At 38.7% G+C, this 20,927-nt stretch carries 19 protein-coding genes and 1 pseudogene; 3 read left to right on the top strand and 17 right to left on the bottom strand.

What is annotated here, in order from left to right:
- Positions 1-107: 107 nt before the first annotated feature.
- The gene (locus FS608_RS20410; protein ID WP_144554417.1) at positions 108-872 is read left to right on the top strand and encodes an IclR family transcriptional regulator; all 765 of its coding nucleotides are present in this window, start codon (positions 108-110) and stop codon (positions 870-872) included.
- A 68-nt stretch (positions 873-940) separates the two neighbouring features.
- Here FS608_RS20410 and FS608_RS20415 read toward each other — a convergent pair whose 3' ends face one another.
- The 4 genes from FS608_RS20415 to kduI all read right to left on the bottom strand — a co-directional run bounded on the left by FS608_RS20415 (position 941) and on the right by kduI (position 4,769).
- Positions 941-1,891: a sugar kinase gene (locus tag FS608_RS20415; protein ID WP_144554418.1), complete on the bottom strand. Its 951-nt coding sequence runs from the start codon at positions 1,889-1,891 to the stop codon at positions 941-943.
- Between the two features lie 61 nt (positions 1,892-1,952).
- Entirely contained in the window at positions 1,953-2,945 is a 993-nt protein-coding gene (gene kdgT, locus FS608_RS20420) for a 2-keto-3-deoxygluconate transporter (RefSeq protein ID WP_144554419.1), read from the bottom strand.
- Positions 2,946-3,114: 169 nt separating this feature from the next.
- The gene (gene kduD, locus FS608_RS20425) at positions 3,115-3,891 is read right to left on the bottom strand and encodes a 2-dehydro-3-deoxy-D-gluconate 5-dehydrogenase KduD (protein ID WP_144554420.1); all 777 of its coding nucleotides are present in this window, start codon (positions 3,889-3,891) and stop codon (positions 3,115-3,117) included.
- A gap of 47 nt (positions 3,892-3,938) precedes the next feature.
- Positions 3,939-4,769: a 5-dehydro-4-deoxy-D-glucuronate isomerase gene (gene kduI / locus FS608_RS20430; protein ID WP_144554421.1), complete on the bottom strand. Its 831-nt coding sequence runs from the start codon at positions 4,767-4,769 to the stop codon at positions 3,939-3,941.
- A gap of 204 nt (positions 4,770-4,973) precedes the next feature.
- On the opposite strand from kduI, the pseudogene FS608_RS20435 reads away from it, so the two are divergent.
- A pseudogene (locus FS608_RS20435) lies at positions 4,974-5,991 on the top strand (S66 family peptidase).
- Positions 5,992-6,003: 12 nt separating this feature from the next.
- Here the strand turns inward: FS608_RS20435 and FS608_RS20440 are convergent.
- Entirely contained in the window at positions 6,004-6,318 is a 315-nt protein-coding gene (locus FS608_RS20440; protein WP_144554422.1) for a hypothetical protein, read from the bottom strand.
- 506 nt (positions 6,319-6,824) lie between these two features.
- On the opposite strand from FS608_RS20440, the gene FS608_RS20445 reads away from it, so the two are divergent.
- Positions 6,825-7,304 carry a GyrI-like domain-containing protein gene (locus FS608_RS20445; RefSeq protein WP_144554423.1) on the top strand — a complete coding sequence of 160 codons (480 nt, stop codon included), beginning with the start codon at positions 6,825-6,827 and terminating at the stop codon, positions 7,302-7,304.
- A 308-nt stretch (positions 7,305-7,612) separates the two neighbouring features.
- Here the strand turns inward: FS608_RS20445 and FS608_RS20450 are convergent, their stop codons facing one another.
- The 12 genes from FS608_RS20450 to FS608_RS20505 form a co-directional block, all read right to left on the bottom strand.
- The gene (locus FS608_RS20450) at positions 7,613-8,518 is read right to left on the bottom strand and encodes a hypothetical protein (protein WP_186328830.1); all 906 of its coding nucleotides are present in this window, start codon (positions 8,516-8,518) and stop codon (positions 7,613-7,615) included.
- A 125-nt stretch (positions 8,519-8,643) separates the two neighbouring features.
- Complete coding sequence (locus FS608_RS20455) at positions 8,644-9,159, bottom strand: TetR/AcrR family transcriptional regulator (protein ID WP_260871752.1); 516 nt, start codon at positions 9,157-9,159, stop codon at positions 8,644-8,646.
- 159 nt (positions 9,160-9,318) lie between these two features.
- Positions 9,319-9,846 carry a DUF3231 family protein gene (locus FS608_RS20460; RefSeq protein ID WP_144554424.1) on the bottom strand — a complete coding sequence of 176 codons (528 nt, stop codon included), beginning with the start codon at positions 9,844-9,846 and terminating at the stop codon, positions 9,319-9,321.
- A 54-nt stretch (positions 9,847-9,900) separates the two neighbouring features.
- The gene (locus tag FS608_RS20465) at positions 9,901-11,604 is read right to left on the bottom strand and encodes a GMC family oxidoreductase N-terminal domain-containing protein (RefSeq protein WP_144554425.1); all 1,704 of its coding nucleotides are present in this window, start codon (positions 11,602-11,604) and stop codon (positions 9,901-9,903) included.
- Complete coding sequence (locus tag FS608_RS20470) at positions 11,604-12,266, bottom strand: hypothetical protein (protein WP_144554426.1); 663 nt, start codon at positions 12,264-12,266, stop codon at positions 11,604-11,606. Before FS608_RS20470 ends, FS608_RS20465 begins: the two co-directional genes overlap by 1 nt.
- 124 nt (positions 12,267-12,390) lie before the next feature.
- Complete coding sequence (locus FS608_RS20475) at positions 12,391-13,098, bottom strand: CAP domain-containing protein (RefSeq protein ID WP_144554449.1); 708 nt, start codon at positions 13,096-13,098, stop codon at positions 12,391-12,393.
- 303 nt (positions 13,099-13,401) lie between these two features.
- Entirely contained in the window at positions 13,402-14,370 is a 969-nt protein-coding gene (locus FS608_RS20480; RefSeq protein ID WP_144554427.1) for a 2-hydroxyacid dehydrogenase, read from the bottom strand.
- A gap of 30 nt (positions 14,371-14,400) precedes the next feature.
- Positions 14,401-15,555, bottom strand: coding sequence for an ROK family protein (locus FS608_RS20485; protein ID WP_395947798.1), 1,155 nt, complete (start codon positions 15,553-15,555; stop codon positions 14,401-14,403).
- Between the two features lie 412 nt (positions 15,556-15,967).
- Entirely contained in the window at positions 15,968-17,215 is a 1,248-nt protein-coding gene (locus FS608_RS20490; protein WP_144554429.1) for a Ger(x)C family spore germination protein, read from the bottom strand.
- Positions 17,190-18,299, bottom strand: coding sequence for a GerAB/ArcD/ProY family transporter (locus tag FS608_RS20495; protein WP_144554430.1), 1,110 nt, complete (start codon positions 18,297-18,299; stop codon positions 17,190-17,192). The genes FS608_RS20490 and FS608_RS20495 overlap by 26 nt, the downstream gene beginning before the upstream one ends.
- 7 nt (positions 18,300-18,306) lie before the next feature.
- Entirely contained in the window at positions 18,307-19,848 is a 1,542-nt protein-coding gene (locus tag FS608_RS20500) for a spore germination protein (RefSeq protein WP_144554431.1), read from the bottom strand.
- An 84-nt stretch (positions 19,849-19,932) separates the two neighbouring features.
- A complete protein-coding gene (locus FS608_RS20505) occupies positions 19,933-20,433 on the bottom strand; it encodes a protease inhibitor I9 family protein (RefSeq protein ID WP_144554432.1) in 501 nt (166 codons plus the stop codon).
- Between the last annotated feature and the right edge of the window lie 494 nt (positions 20,434-20,927).

A 20,927-nucleotide genomic window follows, 5' to 3' on the forward strand; every position in this document is an offset into this window, starting at 1 on the left:
TTTCATTGTTCTTATTTAAATTTACAAAATCATACTCTTATCGTATCATATAATAGAACAGCGTTCCAAAAATATGAACTGAAAAACACTTAAAAGAGGTAGAAATCATGTCTAATGTTCAATCCCTTGAAAGAGCTCTTACCATATTAAACAAGCTTTCTGAATATCCCGACGGCATCCAGATTACGCGGCTAGCGGAGCAGGTTGGACTGACAAAAGGTACACTTCATCGATTATTATCTACATTATCGAATATGAATTATGTTGTGAAAGATGAAGAAACCGACAAATATAAACTTGGCTTACAAGTCCTCTTTCTTTCTAGAAACCTTTTAAATCAATCGAACATTGTCACGATCGCAAAGCCATTTTTAGAAAAATTAGTACAAGAAGTGAATGAAACCGTTCATTTATGCATTGAAGACCGCGGCGAAGTGATTTATATTGATAAAATTGAAAGCAATCAAACCATCCGGATGTACTCGCGCATTGGAAGCAGAGCCCCCATGTACCGCACCGCTGTTGGAAAAATATTACTTTCCGATATGAATCCGGACAAATTTGAAGACATCGTTTCAAATATTACCTTTATTCCAAAAACACCTACAACGATTACTTCTAAAGAAGAACTCATCAAAGAAATTGAAACGGTGAAAGTCCAAGGTTATGCCTTAGACAATGCCGAGAATGAAGAAGTATTAAGATGTATTGCATCACCTATTTACGACCATAAAGGCAAGATTGTTGCCAGTTTTAGTATTTCTGGACCTAATAATCGAGTAACGATGGATCTGATCAACAATACATTAATAGACAAAATGAAACATTATAGTATCGCCATTTCAAGAAACCTTGGGTATACAGGTTCTTAAACGAGATAATTCAAAGGCAAAGAAAACCAGATAAAGCGGGTCTTCTTTACCTTTTTTTATTTCTACAATTAACGCTTCTCCAATGATTCTTCAATAAAAGCTTCTAAGTTGGCTCGATTAGGTAATCCGTCGTTATCTCCAGGGGACATTACCGCAAGCGCACCTATGGCTGCTCCGCGTTTTACCGATTCCTCCAATGGTAAACCTTCTAATATCCCGCTGACCACTCCAACGGCAAATCCGTCACCAGCACCTACCGTATCAACAACTTTCTTTACTGGGAATCCCTCGGTGTAGAATTGCTCACCTTGTGAACTTGTGAATGCCCCTGCAGCTCCGAGCTTAATCACAACAGTTTTTACACCAACAGCGTGATAATAAGCAGCAATCTCATGTACATCTTCTTTACCTGTTAATAGTTTCCCTTCCTCAATGCCTGGAAGAACAATGTCTGCACGGCAGGCCAGGTCATTAATGATCTGAACCATTTCTTGTTTGTCTGCCCAAAGGCCCGGACGTAAGTTAGGATCATACGAAATTTGCACACCGCGCTCACGTGCCACTTTCATGAGTCCGTATACCATCTCTCGACACCCTGCCGATAACGCGGGTGGAATACCTGTTAAATGAATATGGTCAAAACCGTCCCAGTTCAAATGAGCGATGGTTTCCAAGTCCATTTGTGAAGCAGCTGAATTTTTACGGGCTGAAAAAACTTCTGGATCACCGCTCACGACCTTTTCCTTCCACTGCATTCCAGTTAAATAATTTGCATTATACGTCACATATGTAGTATCAATAGCATTCTGCTTCAGAAACGTTTCAATATTTTTGCCAAACGGGTCCAGTCCTAGTTGGGTAATATAAGTAACTTCATGTCCCAAGCGTGACATCCCAATGGAAAAATTGACCTCCGCTCCTGCAACAAAACGATCAAATCGCTCAACATTTTCTAAGGAACCCTCTTGGTTGGCTACAAAGAGTGCCATCGGTTCCCCTACAGTCATAATTCTACTCATACGATCCTCTCCTTAATTGAAAGAGAGACATATGCTGAATATGTCTCCCTTAATTTACTTATCAAGCCGTGGCTTTACTTCCGTCCGGCACAACTGATCCTTTGTTTTTCTTTTTCATATATTGTGACCAATAGGCAGTTAAAATCGGAACTAAGATTGATGTGACGATCACAGATGCTGCACACAAAGCCGTTGCTGATTGTGCAACTGGAAGAAATTCAGGTTTCATTGTGGCAATGATCATAGGATTGGCCACTGCAGCCCCTGCTGTACTTGATGCTGCAAGTCCTGCTGTACCATTTCCGCCACCGATAAACTTATCTGCAAGCATTAATGGAATACCCGTGATAACGATTACAAGAATGCCCAATAAAATTCCTGCCAAACCCGTCTTCGCAATTACAGTCAGATCAATCGAGTTACCTAGAGCAAAACCAAAGAATGGAATCATGGTATGTGTCGCTTTACTGAAAAATTCACGGAAATCTTTATCTAAGTTACCAAGAATAAACCCTACTAGGAAAGGTAAGACAGCGCCTACAAAAGCTTGCGGTTGGAATGCTGCTAACCCAGTTGAACCAAGAATTAACATAGTCACGAGTGGACCAGATTCAAGTGACATAAGTACGAACGCACCAGCTTCTTCTTTACTTCCGTACTGCTGCATAATGGAAGCATATAAACCGCCGTTTGTCATATCCATACAGGCAATTAAAGCGAGAACAGAGAACCCTGCAAAAAACCCTGTTTGAATCCCGCCATCTGGGATAAACATAGCAGCAACCATGGCAACAATCCATGCAACCGCTATCTTAGTTACCACAAGTGTTCCTGATTTTCGTAAAACGGTACCTGTTGCTTTAATATTGATTCCTGCACCCATACAGAAAAACCAGACTGCTAGAATTGGAACCGTACCGGTCATTAACCCATTCGTAAATGAACCAAAATACTCACCAGATTTTGGGGCGAGCGTGTGAATAATTGCACCTAGAAATAATGGAACCAGCATTAGACCACCAGGGATTTTTTCCATTGTCTTCATAATTTTCATAATTTGCATACCTTACCTTTCAGATTTAATGGGTAATTTTTTTAGCAAAAAAGTTGAGACATGCTGTGTTATGTTCCTATATCAAATGTTGAATATCAAAGGCGGCCCTATATAAGCATTATTATTGTAAACCGCCTCTGACACTTGAATCTCTATTTCCTTTTCCGGATTAACGGGCTAACCAACCACCGTCAACTGCTAGAATATGTCCATTCATATAATCGGAGGCTTTACTAGACAAGAAGACAACTACCCCCATCAGGTCTGATGGATCGGCCCACCTTCCAGCTGGAATACGAGAGAGGATTTCCGCATTTCGTTCTTCATCCTCACGAATTGGCGCTGTATTAGCAGTAGCAATATACCCTGGCGCAATCGCATTAATTTGGATATTGTAATGGCCTAATTCATTCGCAAATGCTTTTGTAAGACCAGCCACTCCATGCTTACTTGCTGTATAAGGCGGAATAAATTTTCCACCCTGGAAGGAGAGCATCGAACCAATATTGATGATTTTTCCGCTTTCTTGCTTAGCCATGACTCTAGCAACCTCTTGACTTAAAAAGTAGACTGCGTTCAGGTTAATATCCATAACCGCATCCCAATCCTCTTGTTTGTATTCTAGTAATGGCGTACGACGGATGGTTCCTGCATTATTCACGAGAATATCTATTTTTCCGTAGACATTCAGACACTCATCTACGATATTCTTAATATTTTCCCTTACCGTTAAGTCGGCCTGATGAAAGTGAACTGTGCGCCCAGTCTCTTCAATCAGAGCTCTCGTTTCATCCCAATTGGTATCGTGGGAAACAATAAATAAATCTGCTCCTGCTTTCGCTAAGGCGATTGCATACCCTTGGCCAAGACCGGTATTTCCTCCTGTCACAATCGCAACCTTACCTGTTATTGTAAAAAAATCTAGTGAAAAATCTCTTAAACTCATTTCTATACACCTCTTCTTTTATGTCTTCTAATTTTGCAGTTTACAAGTTATCTCAATTGGTCCATGGTTACTTGATCCATATCGTTATAGGTTTTATTTTCTCCTGCCATTGCCCAGATAAAAGTATAATTACTAGTTGCACTGCCGCAATGAATCGACCATGGCGGTGAAATGACTGCTTGTTCGTTCTTCATCACAAGATGACGTGTTTCTGTTGGCTCGCCCATCATATGGAACATTCTTGCATTTTCATCCAAATCAATATATAGGTAGACTTCCATTCTGCGGTCATGTGTATGAGTTGGCATCGAATTCCATACGCTTCCCGTATTTAATTGCGTCAAGCCCATCACAACTTGGCAGCTTTGGATTCCCTCATTATGTATCATGCGGCGAATCACTCGATCATTTGCATTTTCAAGTGACCCTAATCGATCACCTTCAATATCCTTAAAGGCTACGTGTTGAACAGGATACTCTTTATGAGCTGGTGCAGAGAATAAATAATACTTTGCTGGACTTACAGTGGATTCACTCGTGAACAGTAACTCTTTCTTTCCTAATCCAACATATAAGCAATCTTTGTTTTCCATTTCATATGTCTCGCCATCAACGGTAATCTTCCCGCTTCCCCCGACATTGAAAATGCCAACTTCTCTGCGCTCTAAGAAGTAATCAGCTTTGATTTGATCATATCCTTTTAAAGAAATCGTCTCTCCCATCGGTGTGATGCCACCAACAATGGCACGGTCTTCCATCGTATACACGAGTTTGATTTCGCCTGGCACAAATAATTCTTCAATTAGATAGTGTTTGCGAAGTTCCTCGGTTGTAAATGTCTTTGCATGGTCTGGGTGTGTTGAGTACCTTGTTTCCACAATATCCACTTCCTTATATTTAATTGGTCTTATCTTGGATTTTTCTGTTCCACATTGTGGTACGATGTTTCATAATTTAATTATAGCGTTTTCATCTTCAAATCGCTAGTAGTAATTTGACAAAAAAATGAATTTTATATTTTGATGAATATTACCAAGACTTTTGGTAAAATCATGTAAAAGTATTTTTGGGGGATTTTTATTATGATTACCTATCCGAATTTAAAAAAGGGAGCTGCCATTGGAGTAACCGCACCTTCTTCAGGTGTGCCCGCACCATTACATGAAGTCATTAAACAAGCATGCAGCCGGCTGGAGCAGAGAGGATTCACGGTGATTTGCGGAGAAACAACGTGGACCCAAGACAAGGCTAAATCAGCTCCAGCTTTAATCCGTGCAGCTGAATTTAATTCAATGATGGGGAACAGTGCCATTGACATTATCATTCCACCTTGGGGCGGGGAATTGTTAATCGAGATTCTCGAACATATAGACTTTGAAAATATTAATAAGAAGTGGGTTTTAGGCTATTCTGATGGTAAGTGCTCTATTGCTTGCGATTACCTTGAAAACAGGTATCGCTACCGCTCATGGGACAAATCTCGTAGATTTAAGAGGAGAATTGATGGATGAAACAACAGCCATGTGGGTGCCTGTTTTAGCAACGAACATGGGGGAGTCAGTTACTCAGTATTCCTCTGACCACTATCAGAAAGAATGGCAGCATGCGAATCCCTCACCCTGTATCTTTCATTTAACCGAACAAACTGTTTGGAAAGTTGTTGGTAACCAACCTGTTAAGATTGAAGGACGCTTGCTCGGCGGGTGTATTGACATTATTAGGCATCTTATCGGGACACCATTCGGTGATGTAGATTCTTTTAGGAAAAAACATATAAATGGAGAGCCCATCATTTGGTATTTAGAGAATTGTGAAATGAATACTGCTGATTTGCGGAGATCCTTGGTCCAAATGAAATTAGCTGGTTGGTTTGAAAACTGTTCCGGACTAATGTTTGGCCGGAGTGATGCCAATAAGCCTGTTGAAAACTATACGGTGGAAGATGTTTATCAAGACCTTGCTAATGAACTTGAATTACCAATAATTTATGATATTGATTGCGGGCACCTTCCACCACAAATCACCTTCATCAATGGGGCATATGCGGAGGCAGATGTCTCAGAAGGTATTGGAGTGGTTAAACAGATTTTCCGAACATAATTTAACCGGAAACTAGGCAAAAAAGGGCTGCCAGAATGGCAGCCCCAATTTATAAAAAGAAGTTAATCTTATCCACATAAAAGACTGGTTATTTAACGAAAAAAATTTTTTGTATTTCCAAGGATAACGCCACTGTTTCTTACCTTTTGTCCGCAGCTCTCTTGTTCTTTTGCACGTTTCTTCATGTAACTCAATGATTGCTTGAATCGTTTGCGAATGTAATTTATGGGTGGTGGCATTGTACCATTGCTTTTTTTCAGATGCACTTGTCCAAACCTGATAGGCATCATATAGCCACCAATGGAGATCTAAGCAGTCATTCCACAAATTTGCTGCTTCCTATACGTAACGTATCGACTAATCTTCTCTCCTTGCTGTTTAAATGGAGCGGAAATTTCCTTTGAAGAATATCTTTCCTTCACTTTTAATTTCTAGGCTTGGTTATTATTCATTGTTGATTTTCGTGCAGGTATAAGAATTCATAGGCGGAGAATTTCCGGCTAATGTGTATAGAGGAAGCTTAAGAAGCAGATATAAGCGGAGAAATTCCGGTTATCTGCTCTAAATAAGACAAAATCCAAAGATTTGGATAGTATAAACGGAAAAACTTCCTTTATTTTTAAGGAAATATGGCTATTTCCCAATTTAAACGGAATTTTTCCGTTTATTTTTCAAACACAGTGAAATCAACATTAAGTTATAACAGAGCCAATTTCTAAAAATAACTTTTACCTAATTTAAAGGTTTGAAATTGACAGGCATTCATAATGTATAGTTGTTATACTATGAATAATCATATAGTCACATACCCACCAATGAAAGGAGCTGAATCTATGAAATATAAAATCATACAAAGAGAAAGTTTCCAAGTAGTCGGAATCAAGCGGGAGATTTCATGTGAGAATGGTGAAAACTTAACAGAAATCCCAAAAATGTGGACTGATGTTCATCAAGATGGAACCACAGATTTATTAATCAAGTTGAATAACGGGGAAATTAAGGGTGTCCTTGGAGTATGTGTCGATAAACGAGGCACGCAGACACCATTAATGGATTACTGGATTGCTACGGAACATACTGGTGCCACTCTTGAAGGCTTAATGAATCTCGAGATACCCGCTTCAAAGTGGGCGGTATTTGAAGTGCACGGTGCAATGCCCGATGCAATTCAAAAAGTATGGAAACAAATTTACACAGAATGGTTCCCCTCCAGCCAGTACAAACACGCAGGGACGCTAGATTTAGAAGTCTATTCCGCTGGTGATCCTTGGAGCGCTGATTACTACTCCGAAATTTGGATTCCTTTAAAATGATACGTTACTTTTTCTAATCAAACGTTTGGTTAGTTTCCCAAAGCCATATATACCAATGATTCTGGCGATTTAATCAATCGTTTGGTTAGTTTATTTGCCAATAAATTAATGGATGATTAACATCTAGTTCATATTTTATTAACAATAGAGAGTTATAGTACAGATTAGAGGGGATAGCATGCGTGGCTATCATGGTATTTGGCGTAGGCGGAGCCGATACTGAGGAAAGAGCACCAGTTTAAAATGATGCTCCCTTAACTGTAGTTAAAACCACTTTGGACAAGAGGATTACACAGGAGATTCATTATTTACTTTCCTTTCATTAGGGGAAGCTGATTTGAGGATAACAAGTTAGCCTTCCTTTGATTTATCCAAAATACATATGTGATGATTAACGTTCCAAACCAAACGAGTAATGACAGGATGCCGAGAATGGGTAATGGAGTCAGTTCAAATACTGTACGCCCTAATGCAGTTTGGATGCCTATCAAAAGGATTGTGAGCATCCAAGCGATACACCCAGAATGAATCAGCCGCCTTTTTACACGATCCCTCACCTGAGCTTTTTCCAAAAGCCAAGCAGGCAAGATTAATGTTTGCAGCGCGTGAAATCCAGCCCCATGCAGGACAATGACATTTCCTCCATCCCCTGTTAGGCGGTCTTGAAGGACAATCATCCATAGACCAGCAAAATTAGCTGAAAGAACAGATATTAAGGCATATCGAATCCCCATGATAAGCAAGGGGCGTTCAAAAGGTCGTTTCATTCGTAAAAAATGAATCGTAAGGACAATTGCTAAGGAGACCAGTACTAACGAAACAACCCCAAACAACATTCCAGCCAGCATATCAACAACTGTTCCTTCTCGTGAAAATCTAGGACTAATTCCTCTGAAGTTCTGAACCGTTTCAATAGTATAAGAATATAAGCTTGCTATGATAAATGACCACCGCACCGCTTTCCGCTTCCCTGCTTTAAATCTTGTAAGCGGTAAAAGCGCAGCCATCGACAGCATAAACATGCCAATTGCGGCATTAAAGGAAAAGGCATCCCTCAAATTGCCTTCCGGCGACTTAATCGGTCCTTGGAAATTTATATAAAAAGCGATGCCTGCCGAAAGAATAAATCCGATTATACCAATAAGGACTAGACCTCTTTCTCCTTCAAAAACCTTATAAGACGGTCCAACTTCATTTCGATTACCCATCAACATATATAGTCCCTTCTTTCAAATAATTTATTTATCAATCAATAAATAAATCCCTAAAAAATTTTCATTATATTTATTTATTAGTCAATAAATATAATTGTAAAAAAAGAGAGCGTGTAAGCTCCATTTTAACAATTATCTTTTCCTGGTGTTAATTGAGGCAAATTTAATACTTCTGCAAGTGTAATTAATAAACCTGTGCCAATAAACTGAGAGGCTGTCGCTTTGGCATTTGGAATCCCTGCATTTTCAAATTTTAAAGTGAGCGATTCAAAAATGGTTACAAATAAATTTCTGACGTGTTCGCGAATCCCGGTATCTGATATGGCATGTGCCTGCATAACTATCAATACCTCATCACGATGTGTTTGAATAATTTGTTCAAATGCATGCCCCATCGTTTCAATTAATTGATCGGCAGGCGCTTGAATTTCAGCAAAAGTTTCATAAATGCGGCTAAATGCACGATCAATAACAGCTTTGAATAATTCTTCCTTGTTTTCAAAAAAATGAAATACATAGGGCTGTGTCACTCCTGCAGCCTTTGCCACCATTGCCGTTGTTGCTTTATAATACCCCCTTTCTGCGAAGACACCTACTGCATTTTCGATTATGAGTTCTTTTTTATCTTCTCGTACTGCCACTACTGCTACCATCCTTTTCAACATTAATTTATTTATTGATTAATAAATAAATATTAATTAAAACTTTTGTTTATGTCAATAGGTTAAAAAATATTAAAAACCTACAAATTGACTATCTTTGTAGGTTAGAAAATCTTATTTATTAATACCCTAGATTAACTAAGCTTTGTAATAAGGCGGAATACGCAGCCACTCGTGCCGATCCAAATACTGTTTTACCGTTAAGCCAGCCATAGTTTTTTTCAAGATAATTTTTGAAAAAATTAAACCAACATCCGCACGAATAGATTCAGTAAGTCCTCTGGAAGCATAATTAACCCCCATAGCAAGATTGTAAGACATTAAGTTAGCCATCTCTTCATCGTTTAATTTAGCACCTTCAGGTATACTCTTAAAATCTCCAACCGGTTTTTCCGGTGTAGTTTGAGGAAAAGGAACCCCTTCTTGCATGAGAAACTCTTGCAGCTCGTCTCTAATCGGAATATGAACGGTTTCTCTGATATCCTTTAAAATTTGCTTTAATTCCGGATCTTGAGCTAGATTGTAACCGATTTCCTCATTACGCATCGTCGTTTCCGTTCCTAATAGAAAAAACCATAGGTTGGAAACCTCCATGACATTTAATGGTCTTTTTTCGCCGTCCATAAATGGTTCAAAAACATCTTGAATTAAGTCAAATAATTTCATGTTTAAAGATCCCACCAAACTTTGATTTATTTAAAAGTAGGATTTCCAAGCATGCTAAGTAAAATACTTATTAAATAGTTTCTCTGCTGTACGGGTAGCTAAAGCCTGTGTCGTAAGGGTAGGATTAACTCCGCCTAAACTATTATAATGGACGCTGTTGTCCGCGATATATAACCTGTTTACTTGAAATGCTTCGCAATTCTGATCAACAACAAAACCGATTCGCATCGTACTTTCCATATGAATCATCATTCCGGCCGGCCAATTTGTCCATATTATTTTTTTAGCGCCAGCTTTTCGTAACAAATCTGCCGCTATCTTAACTAGGTGGTTTCGTTTTCTTCTGGATGCTTTGGCAGGCTTATAGGTCACAACAGGCACTGAACCATTTTCATCACTCAGTACTGGGTCGAGAGTAATTCCATTTCGCTGATCAACTTCATCATCTGTACTTACTAAAATATTCAACGTTATACGGTAGGAATCCATGGCTTCTTTTAAATCATATCCAAAAAGACGCCCCTTGATATCCCATGAATCGTCTATACTAGGCGGGTTTAAGAAAGAATATCCGGACTCACTCACCCCATAAAAAGAGGCAGTTAATCCTGGGCTCATCCCAACTGTCTGCAGCGTCCCAAATCCAGGATAATCTAGCCTTGCCCCGCAAGTATTTCCTACAAAGGGATTAATATCTGAAGTTCCGAGTATTGGAATCAATTCCTTTTCATCAAAGATTCCTGATAACCAATCCATATAATGATTAACCAATCCTCTTCCAACCCAAGGATTCTCAGGCAGTCCTGAATTTAACCAAAGCCGCGGACTTTCAATGCATCCAGACGCCATCACTACGATTTCTGCCCTCAGCTCTTCCTGCTCCCCCGTCCAGGTATCCCTTATTTTTACTCCAACAGCATGCAGCCCTTTAGCAGGGGTATTTTCTGTTAAAATTTTTATAGCAAAGGCATTGGGTCTTATACAAACATTTCCTGTCTTTAAGGCTAGCGGAATATAACTAACATTTGTGGAGCGTTTGGCCATTCTATCTACAGAAGGTCCATGCGGACAACCGTTGATACAATGACCCGAAAGCGTGCATCCTTCCATCCAGGATAGATCCTCTACAGAGATGTTCGGATTTTTAAGGTGATCATTAGGCGGCAAAATAGCATTAGGCTGCGGCCTATACCCTGGAACGGTCACATCCAGTGTAGGAATTAAATCCCACCCAGCCTTCCTCGCACCATAATAAAATAATTCTTCCTTTGCCGTAGTAGCGGCAAAGTTAACCGGTAGTGTCGATTCAACCTTTTCATAATAAGGAATAAGTTCCTGATAAGTTAGGGGCCAGACATTGTCTATGGCGCTGGGATATGCCCGGGGACAATTAGCTGTATAGGTCTGTGTGGTTCCCCCAACACCGGAACATTGCCAAATGACGCCCTTCTGATTAGCATGCCGATACCATTGTGGGCGACTGCGATCCGCGGGGCCCCAACGAAACCTCCCTGATACTAAATCATTCATATTCATTTCATACTTGTTCAACAATTGTTTATATAGCTGGACATCCAAATCATCTGGTGTCGAACTAGATTCCGCTCCAGGCTGTCTATTTGGATTAGGCCACTTTTTGTTCCCGTACCAAGGACCTGCTTCTAAAACCAACACCTTTAATCCCATTTCTCCCAGTTCCTTTGCTATCACGGCTCCGCCGCCGCCAGCACCAATTACAATCACGTCCTGCTTGGTCATTAGTCATTCACCTTCTTGTGTTGAATGGTTGCTAAGAATCCACGAAAATCACGATATCCAAAAGAAGGACCTGGATATTGGGTCTGTAACCATCCATGTGGAAAATATTCCACCCTTCTGTACTCAGGAGAAAATAGTCGTGTGGTTCCATACGCTGTCCATTCCGAATACATGCCAAACATAGGGAGTTCATTTAGTGCATCTATCATAATTCGAACAAGTTCTGGGTTATTTTTGTATGGAATACTCAAGGTTTCAAGATTAATTTCAAGCTTTTCTATATGGGTAATCGCCCTCAACCTGTCTATCGGAGAAAGTGCTGAAAATGGACCTCCACCAGCGAATGTATGTACATTAAGTGGATATTGGATCTGCCCTGTCCGGATTAATTGAGCAGCGCCTGAGTCTAATAATTCAGCAGTAGCTTTCGACATGGACTTGCCATCTGCCAAATTTAATTGCGCTTTAACCGGGAGAGCAATGGAATGATCCAATATCCAAATGATATATTCATATACATCTAATTCCAGTGCCCCTGCGACTTGAATAGTTCCTTTTGAATTATATCTAAAATGGGGTGGAATTATCGCCTGAACTAGTGCTTGAAATGTCGACTTGATATATTGATTTTTGGTTCGCTCAATACCGTTTGGTTCCGCCATTTTCAACATCCCCTTTTAGGATTGAAGAATGATCACATACACTTCCTATTAATATTTATGTTTCTGTTTTTCTATGTCATGAAAAAAGCCTGAGGACAATTCATCCTCAAGCCTCAAGCACTTATTATTTACCGATAAATTCCTGTGTCCAATAATTACCCTGCGAGACATATCCTACCCCAATATAATTATAGTTCGGGCTGAGGATATTCTTACGGTGTCCTTCACTATTCATCCAAGCTTTGACGACTTCTTCAGGGGTTCGCTGTCCCATGGCAATATTTTCACCTGCATAACGATAGGAAATCCCATACTTTTTCATCATATCAAATGGTGAACCGTATGTTGGGCTTGTATGGCTAAAGTAGCCATTTGCAGACATATCACGTGATTTTTCATGAGCCATTTTGCTAAGTGTTACATCTACTTTAAGGGCCGGTAAGCCATTTTTAGCTCGTTCTTGATTGGTTAAATCAACTACTTTTTGCTCATAAGCACTTAAGGTACTAGTAGTTTGGGCTGTATTCGTGACAGGTGCCGGTTGCTGCTGGACAGGCTGTGGCGCGGTTTGAGCAGGCTCCTGTGTTTCGACCGTTTGATTTGGTTGAGTCTGAGTTGGCTGCTTTACAGTATTTTGTGAAAATGTAAATCCTAAACTAGCAAGATATTTCTCAATGACACTATTAAGCTCATTCAAATTTGTCCCTTGGTATACATAGACTTTTTCCTGTACCGACGGGCTATTAGTGGACGCATGGGCTTTATTTAAGACCGGATTTGACATCATTAATGCCGCTGCAGCTGCAACAGTAAGAATTGCTTTTTTCTTCATCATTGATTCTTCCTCCTATTTCGACAATTTGCCGTTTTTCCACAAATTCATCGTAACACATGATTTTTGTCATATTTGAGGAAGGATTTTACAGCAGAATGTATGATCCATTCTATTAGAAACTTCATTTCATGCTAACTCCTGATACTCTAAGTCTCTTTCTCTATCAAGAAAAAACGATTCTCTTTACAACACCTACTAAATAACGGAATAATTACCAATAATTATAAAAACAAACAATATTGACACCTCTTACAACTTACATCCTTCTTAACAAATATTTCAGAAAAGTATCGTATTTTACTATTTAGTATTAACTGGAGTAAGGGCTTCACCGCCTGTTAATACACTCATCATATTATCGGAAGCTAAATGTGCCATCTTCATTCTTGTTTTCACACTTGCACTTCCAATGTGCGGGAGTGTTACCACATTTGGCAGGGACAATAGGGGGTGGTCCAATGATACGGGTTCTTGTTCAAACACATCCAGTCCAGCTCCCCAAATCTCTTCATTCTTCAATGAATGATATAATGCTTCTTCATCGACAATGCCCCCTCTTGCTGTATTGATCAGAATGGCATCTTTTTTCATAAGTGACAATTCTTCTTTACTGATCAAGTGGTGAACTTCAGGACTGTACGGCAGCAGCAGGCAAACAAAATCTGATTGCTGTAACAAGTCCTTCATTTCTCTGTAGTGAATTCCTAGCTGTTCTTCTTTTTCCAATTTCCGTGTCCGATTATGATAGAGAATGTTCATATCAAACCCCTGCGCCCGCTTAACCAGGGCTTCGCCAATTCTCCCAAATCCAATAATCCCCAAGGTGGCACCATAAATATCCTGTCCAGTCATTTGCATGAGGGACCAGGCGCCCCATTCCCCACTGCGTAAATAATCCGATCCCTCCACGACTCTTCTAGCTGCTGCCATTAGCAGGGCAAACGTTAAATCCGCTGTCGTTTCGGTTAATACACCAGGTGTGTTAGTTACGATGATTCCCTTCTCCGTTGCCGTTTGAATATCGATATTATTATAGCCAACCGCAATATTACTAATGACCTGCAACTGTTTCGCATTACTTAGGACCTCTTCGTCTATCTTTTCTGTTAATAGACAGATCAGCCCGTCTATCTCTTCAATTTCATTTAATAACACATCCCTTGGAACGGGAACATTTTCTTCAGACCACATCTTTACATGAAATTGACTTGAAAGTTTATCGACAATTTCTCCGGGTAGCTTTCTCGTAATATAAATCGTTTTTTTCAAACTTACCTCCACCTTTCACATGTACCTGTTTTAAGATGTAAACATTTCTAAGAAATGTTCAATAACAATCGAAGACATCCCTAAAGCAGGAGCATTTTTTCCTAAGGAAGAGAGAAATAATTCCTGACTGTTGTTAAGCTGGTCATTACTTCTTGATGAAATAGAATTTCTAATTGAGTTCATAACCATAGGCAGAGCTTCAACAATGTCATTTCGAATAATAATGGCTTGTGGGTTAAATGTATTTAAGATACTTGTCATTCCAATTCCAAGGTAAAAGCCGAAGTTTTGTAATGCCATTAATATTTCTGGATCATTTTGGTTGGCCAGATGGATTAGTTCCTGACTAGAATTGACACGATTGTTTTGCTGAAAGGTATGGAGTAATGCTTTTTCAGAGGCGTATAGTTCCCAGCACCCTTTATTGCCACAACTGCATTTGAGTCCATTATAGTCGATGGTTAAATGGCCCATTTCACCCGCGAACCCATTGACCCCTCGATATATATCATGATTAATGACAATTCCAATCCCGATTCCCGTCCCGACACTCACGTAAATTAAGTTTTCGTAATTTTTAGCTGCCCCGAAGACTTTTTCCCCATAGGCACCAGCATTGGCTTCATTTTCAATAAAAACAGGTACTTGAAATTCCCTTTCAATATCAGCTTTTAAGTCAAGTTGATAATTCCAGTCGACGTTAGGAGTAAAAATGACCTTTTGCTCTGTACTGACCAGACCTGGAACACAGATCCCGATGCCAATTAAACCATAAGGAGATTCAGGGATTTGATTGCTTAGTTCCTTAATCATTGAAAACAATATCTCTTTGTTGGTATCAAGAGAAGGTTTCTCTAGATGATGGTATTGATTAACAACGATGTTTCCTTTTAAATCTGTTAGAATTCCAATGATAGAATCAACACCAATATCTATGCCGATTGAATAACCCGCATTTTTATTAAAAACAAGCATCACAGGCTTTCTCCCGCCGCTGGATTGCCCTTGTCCGATTTCAAAAATCAGCTTCTTTTCTATTAAAGTATTTACTTGGGAAGATACAGTCGATTTATTTAATCCTGTTATTTCAGATAATCTCGCTCTCGAGATTGGAGAATTGGAAACAATTTCATTCAATAATACCTTTTGGTTCATTTTTTTCACTAATATTTGATCCGCTATCATCAATAGTTTGCACCCCATTTGTATAATGCGTAAATTAAGTATCAATTATTTTTATAGTATTATTCCATTATAAATCAACTTTCTGGGGAATTATACTTAAATAATTCAAAATATGTGATTGATGAAAACCATTAATTTTTTTGAGATACATTATATGTTATTTTGTTTATCCAAACAACAAACTAATAATCTGTTACTTTATCGTAATAAAAAAGGACTGAATATCAGCCCTCGGTGTTGCCAATTGAAATTAGTTTTAAAGGATCGAGAAGAAAGGCAGGACGATTAAGCAAAGAGAAAGAAAAAATATGGCCATTGCACCCATTTTTTGTTTTTCCCTCCACAAGGAAACGCCGAATCCTATGGTATACACAGTAATTAAAAACAGACTAACGTAGATAAATAATCGCAACTACACCCCTACCTTTGGAGGTTTTTTTGTTCTTTTACCATAATCAACAATTTCGACATCTACTTTCACATGAATGTCCGCTTTCTGATATGATTTTCCCCAATTGAACTTTTTATATTCCTGAATCGTCCCAAAGTATTTTCGGGCATACATGGATAATGGATAGGGTGCACCCTTAAATTTTGTTTGTGTCTTTTTTAATAATTTTTCGTTCAGTGTTTTTATATGAGCGGCTATTTGTTTTTTTACTATTTGTTGATTTTTTTCCTCAGTATAGTTAACCATTGATGGGTTTGATATGATTTCTATCTTTAAAGGGATGGTTATAAAAATTTTTGGCCTTTGCCCCTTTAAGTCCATCTTCACTTTATTATTTTCTGTTTTCATGATTCTTGCTGCAAACTGCAACTGGTCGTCCGAAAAAGGATCAGGTATATCAACCAATATATCATGGATGTTCGTTGAATCATCTAGAATATTGATATTACGTGTTTCTTGACCGTTTAGCGTATTAATCATCACACCATTCTTGAAGACAGCTGACCCAATAAACTGTGTAGTACCCACTTCGCCTGTAGCATTCAATTGTCCTGCCATGTATTCATCTTCACTTCTTATTTCGGGATTCTTTTCCTTATTGGCTGTTGTGTACATCGCCAAATATAAATCAGTCCCTCTTTCCAATGTTTTAAAAAATTTAAAGAGGGTGGAATCTGGGATGAACCCATTTTCAATTCCGTGATTAACCATGAATTGAAAGTATTTATGTGGTCTTGTTTCCATTTTCGGCCGATTACTAATAAAATACTCACTTGCCTTTTCTTTAGATATGGCTAAATGACAATCTAAACGAATGTCTTTATCCTTTAAGACGTCGTAAAACTTCATAATAAAATCTTTGTCATGTGCATATTCCTCGGAGACAACAATAATATTTAATAGTTCATAACTAATATCCCGGGAGATGATGGAATTGCCTGTAGCTTTCGCCGCAATGAAATCATTGGCATCAAACGAGACAATTTCCCGCGGCTTTTCGGTTGACCCGCCACCACCTTGCATACTGCCTACTTCCGGATTGGCAAGTAACATGGTGACTTTGATTTTCCCTTCTTCTTTGGAGCGATCTAATCCTAGTCCGATCACGTAGGCTTTGTCTTCAATTTCTTGACGATCCCAACAGCCTGTCAACAAACAAACAATGACGAAAAACAACAATGTTTTACATACTGCCTCTGTTTTTTTCATGTTTAAATTCTCCCTTTAGCAGTGCAACCAGCCATAAAGTGATCGAAATAATCAAAAATGTAGGTCCTGTAAAACTTCTTAAAATCGGTTTCAGTTGGAGACTGAGATCATAAGGTGATTCCGGAATGGATCCAATTAATAAATAAAGCGTTGCCAGGGCTGGAATTAGGAATTCAAAGTCTTTAATTTTAAATAACTGACCGAACATAAGTGCATTTATGTACAATAATGCTGTGAAACGAATAAATGCCGCCATTAACCATGTGACGAAAAATATAATTTCGATATTCGGAAAGAAAGTTCCAATTGAAATAAAACGAATCGCTGTGTGGAATGGATAGCCAATTCCTTTTAAGGATGAATCAAACATACAGATGAAAATAATAATACCCACACTCAGTTGGATGCAGACGTAAACTAAGGCAATCCACGTACCCTTTCGAAAATCTTGGTATGAGGCGATAGACGGTATAATCAAGGCAAACAGAAAAAATTCAGAAAAAAGAGATAGACTTAGTGAGCTTTGCTTCAATATTTCAAGTTTTCCAGGACCCCAAATGGGGAAAAGGGATTGAATACTGCTATCTTGAGTACTTAAAACGAACGAAAGAAACAAGAATAGTACTGCGTAGTAAACAACCAGATAGGCAACCGATCCGATATGCTGAATCCCCTTCTTCGCACCATATGCACAAACGCCCATTAAGAGGGTATAGATGATGACCATAGGTGTCCTATTAAAATAAAACGTCTTTATGATCGATGGATACGTTCTTGAATCGAACGAAATAGAAAAGGAATTGATGATAAATATGAAAAAACAGACAAAAAATCCTAGGTATTTTCCGAGTAATTTTTGAATAACAGAAAATAGATTTTTGTTTTGATACAACGACATGGTCTTTATTAATAAAAAGAGCGGGATAAAAGAGATTCCGGCCGTTATGATTGGGATAATCCATGCTGCGTTTTGGGCCTTTAGAAACAGAGCAGTTGGTGTGTCTTCAGTTATTTTCGCACCAACCATTAAAATGACGATGGACATATATTCACGGATACCAATTTTTCCAGGTTGCTGCTTCATATGTTTTTTATCCCTTTCTTTGTTTGACAGTATCCTTTGGATTTAAATACCCTGGGCGAAACCTTTCTTTCATAGGAACATGACGAATAATTAAGTCTTTTGAAGAGGTGAAATGTGGCGTCATGGGTGCAAAGTAAGGAATGCCAAATGATTTTAATGAAGCTAAATAAAAGAGTCCCGGTATAAATAGAGCTACTGCGCCGTAAATCCCCATAAAGGTTGCCGCAAAAATAAATAAAAAGCGCGAAATGCGAATAGCAAAATTCATGCTCACATCACTGATAATAAAAGAGCTTAAGCCACTTAAGGCAATAACAATGATGACAATCGGACTAATAATATTCGCTTGAACAGCAGCCTGTCCTAAAATTAATGCACCGACAATCCCAATCGTTGGCCCAATAGGGGTTGGTACACGTAGTCCCGCTTCTCGAATGAGTTCAAAGGCGATCTCCATCATTAAGATTTCAACGGTTGATGGAAAAGGGACACGTTCCCTTGTCCCGGCAATGGCCATTAACAAATCGGGCGGGATCATCCCCACATGATAATTTGTAATCGCAATATATAAGGGCGAAGCAAACATGGCGACAAACAAAGCTTGAAATCGCAAAAACCTGATGAAATTACCATAGGGTGTGCGTAGGTAATGATCTTCCGGCGAATGAAACATTGACCAAAAGGTGGCTGGCAGTATCAGACAACTTGGAGAATTTGTCATTAATAAAACGATGTGACCTTCCTCGATGAAGGAGGTGGCCCGGTCAGGACGTTCTGTATATAATATGGATGGAAATAATGACCTTGGTCGATCTTCTAGATACTGCTCTAAAATACTTAGATCAAGAATCCTATCCGTTTCGAGCGAATCTAACTTATCTTTAATCGTTTGAAGCAATTCATCATTTACTAGGTCTTTTTCATAAACCAAAAATACATCGTTTCTGGATCGTTTCGTAATAACCTTAGCCTCAACAATAAGGTTTTCATTTCTTATCTTTTTACGAAGTAAGGCAATATTATCCATTACCTTTTCGTTAAAAGATTCCTTTGCCCCTTTTACAATCACTTCATTATCGGATTTCTCAATGGAACGGCCTGTAATTTTCGTCGTTTCAAATAAGTGGCATTGAGTATCGCCATCCACAAAGAGTGCGGTGACTCCACCTGTAATAAATTCTGTAATTACTCCAATATTTGTTGCTGTTCTTTCGGTTGGGTAGGAAGTGATATTTTGAATCTTACCTGACGGCTGATCGTTACCAATTAATTTTTCCAGGATGCCTTCTTGAATGCTCTGTACATCGACCATCGAACTTATATAAATGATAAATGCACGGAGATCAAGTGAACCGATCGTAAACTCGCGTACCTTGACATCGATATTCTTAGGTACACTAAAAATGGACTTAAATGTCGCTAAATTTTGATCATAACTACTGCTAATATCTTGTTTTTTTAGTTCAATATCCTGTGTATTGGACTGTTCGCTAAATTGTGGTTCTTCATTGAGTTTCTTAAAAAACGTCTTTAAGATTTTTTTCTTCAAAATGAACCACCCCCTAATTTTTATATTGTTTTCCAGTTTTAGGGGTCTTTATGTATATATCATGAGAATACCGCAACTATATTTTCATAGTTGTTCAAAAGGTAAAATGGGTGGTGGATTTAGTTTGACTTTTCGATTTACAGATACTTTTGAGATGACTGACGAGGATTCTGCCAACCTTTTGATTTCATTTGCGGGTAGTTCCATCGACACACCGTTTAGGGCGGTCGTATATTTGTTCCGAACGGTATAGGGAATCTGATTCTTATCGAATATCTCGTGCAGTTCCTTTTGAAACATTAAATGACTTTCTTCTACCTGTTTCTCCGCTTCCGCCAATGTGAAAGGAATTCCCTTTGCTTCTGCTTCTATAACGGCTACTTTAGCTGGTTTTGGTTTAAATTCAACGATAACCGAAATGATTTGGTCGCTTGAGAGGTCAACCGCAGGATCGACATAGACGGAAGGATTCATTGTTTCTTTCACCTCTTCTCGCTTAACCTTGGGATGATTGTTTTTACTACATCCACAAATGATAGCTAGGATAACCACTGCTAAAATGGCTCTACTAAGATACTTCTTCATTATTTTTGGGGCTCCTTTGAAAAAAAAGTGAATTTTACCTTTTAGTATTCACCTTTTATGATGGTTTATAGGCGCATGGTATTGAGGAATGAGTAGTTGGGGCGAGTAGAGCACAATTAAAGCTGTTGTATCCTCTTCTGTGGGGATAAATATTCATTTTTCCAAAAAAATGAACCCTGCCGTTCGTTATAAATGGTTTCGGACAGTCATATTGGCATCGTTATTGGTATATAAAACCTCTCTGTAATACAGCAAATTGAGGTTCTCTTGGAACTCACTTCTTTTTAAATAAGATGTCTTGTCTTTAATCGAGTAACCAGCGAAAGTAGAATAAGCGGAGATTTTCCGGTTAAATGCAGAATGGAGCTCGTTTTGGGGTAAATAAGGGGAGATTTTCCGCTTATGCAAAGCAAAATCTAGTCAAGCCCATTATTATGTGTAAATTCATTCCTGATGAAAAACAATGTTAAGCAGCTGATTTATTTTTTGTGTAC

The organism is Bacillus sp. X1(2014) (assembly GCF_007678255.1).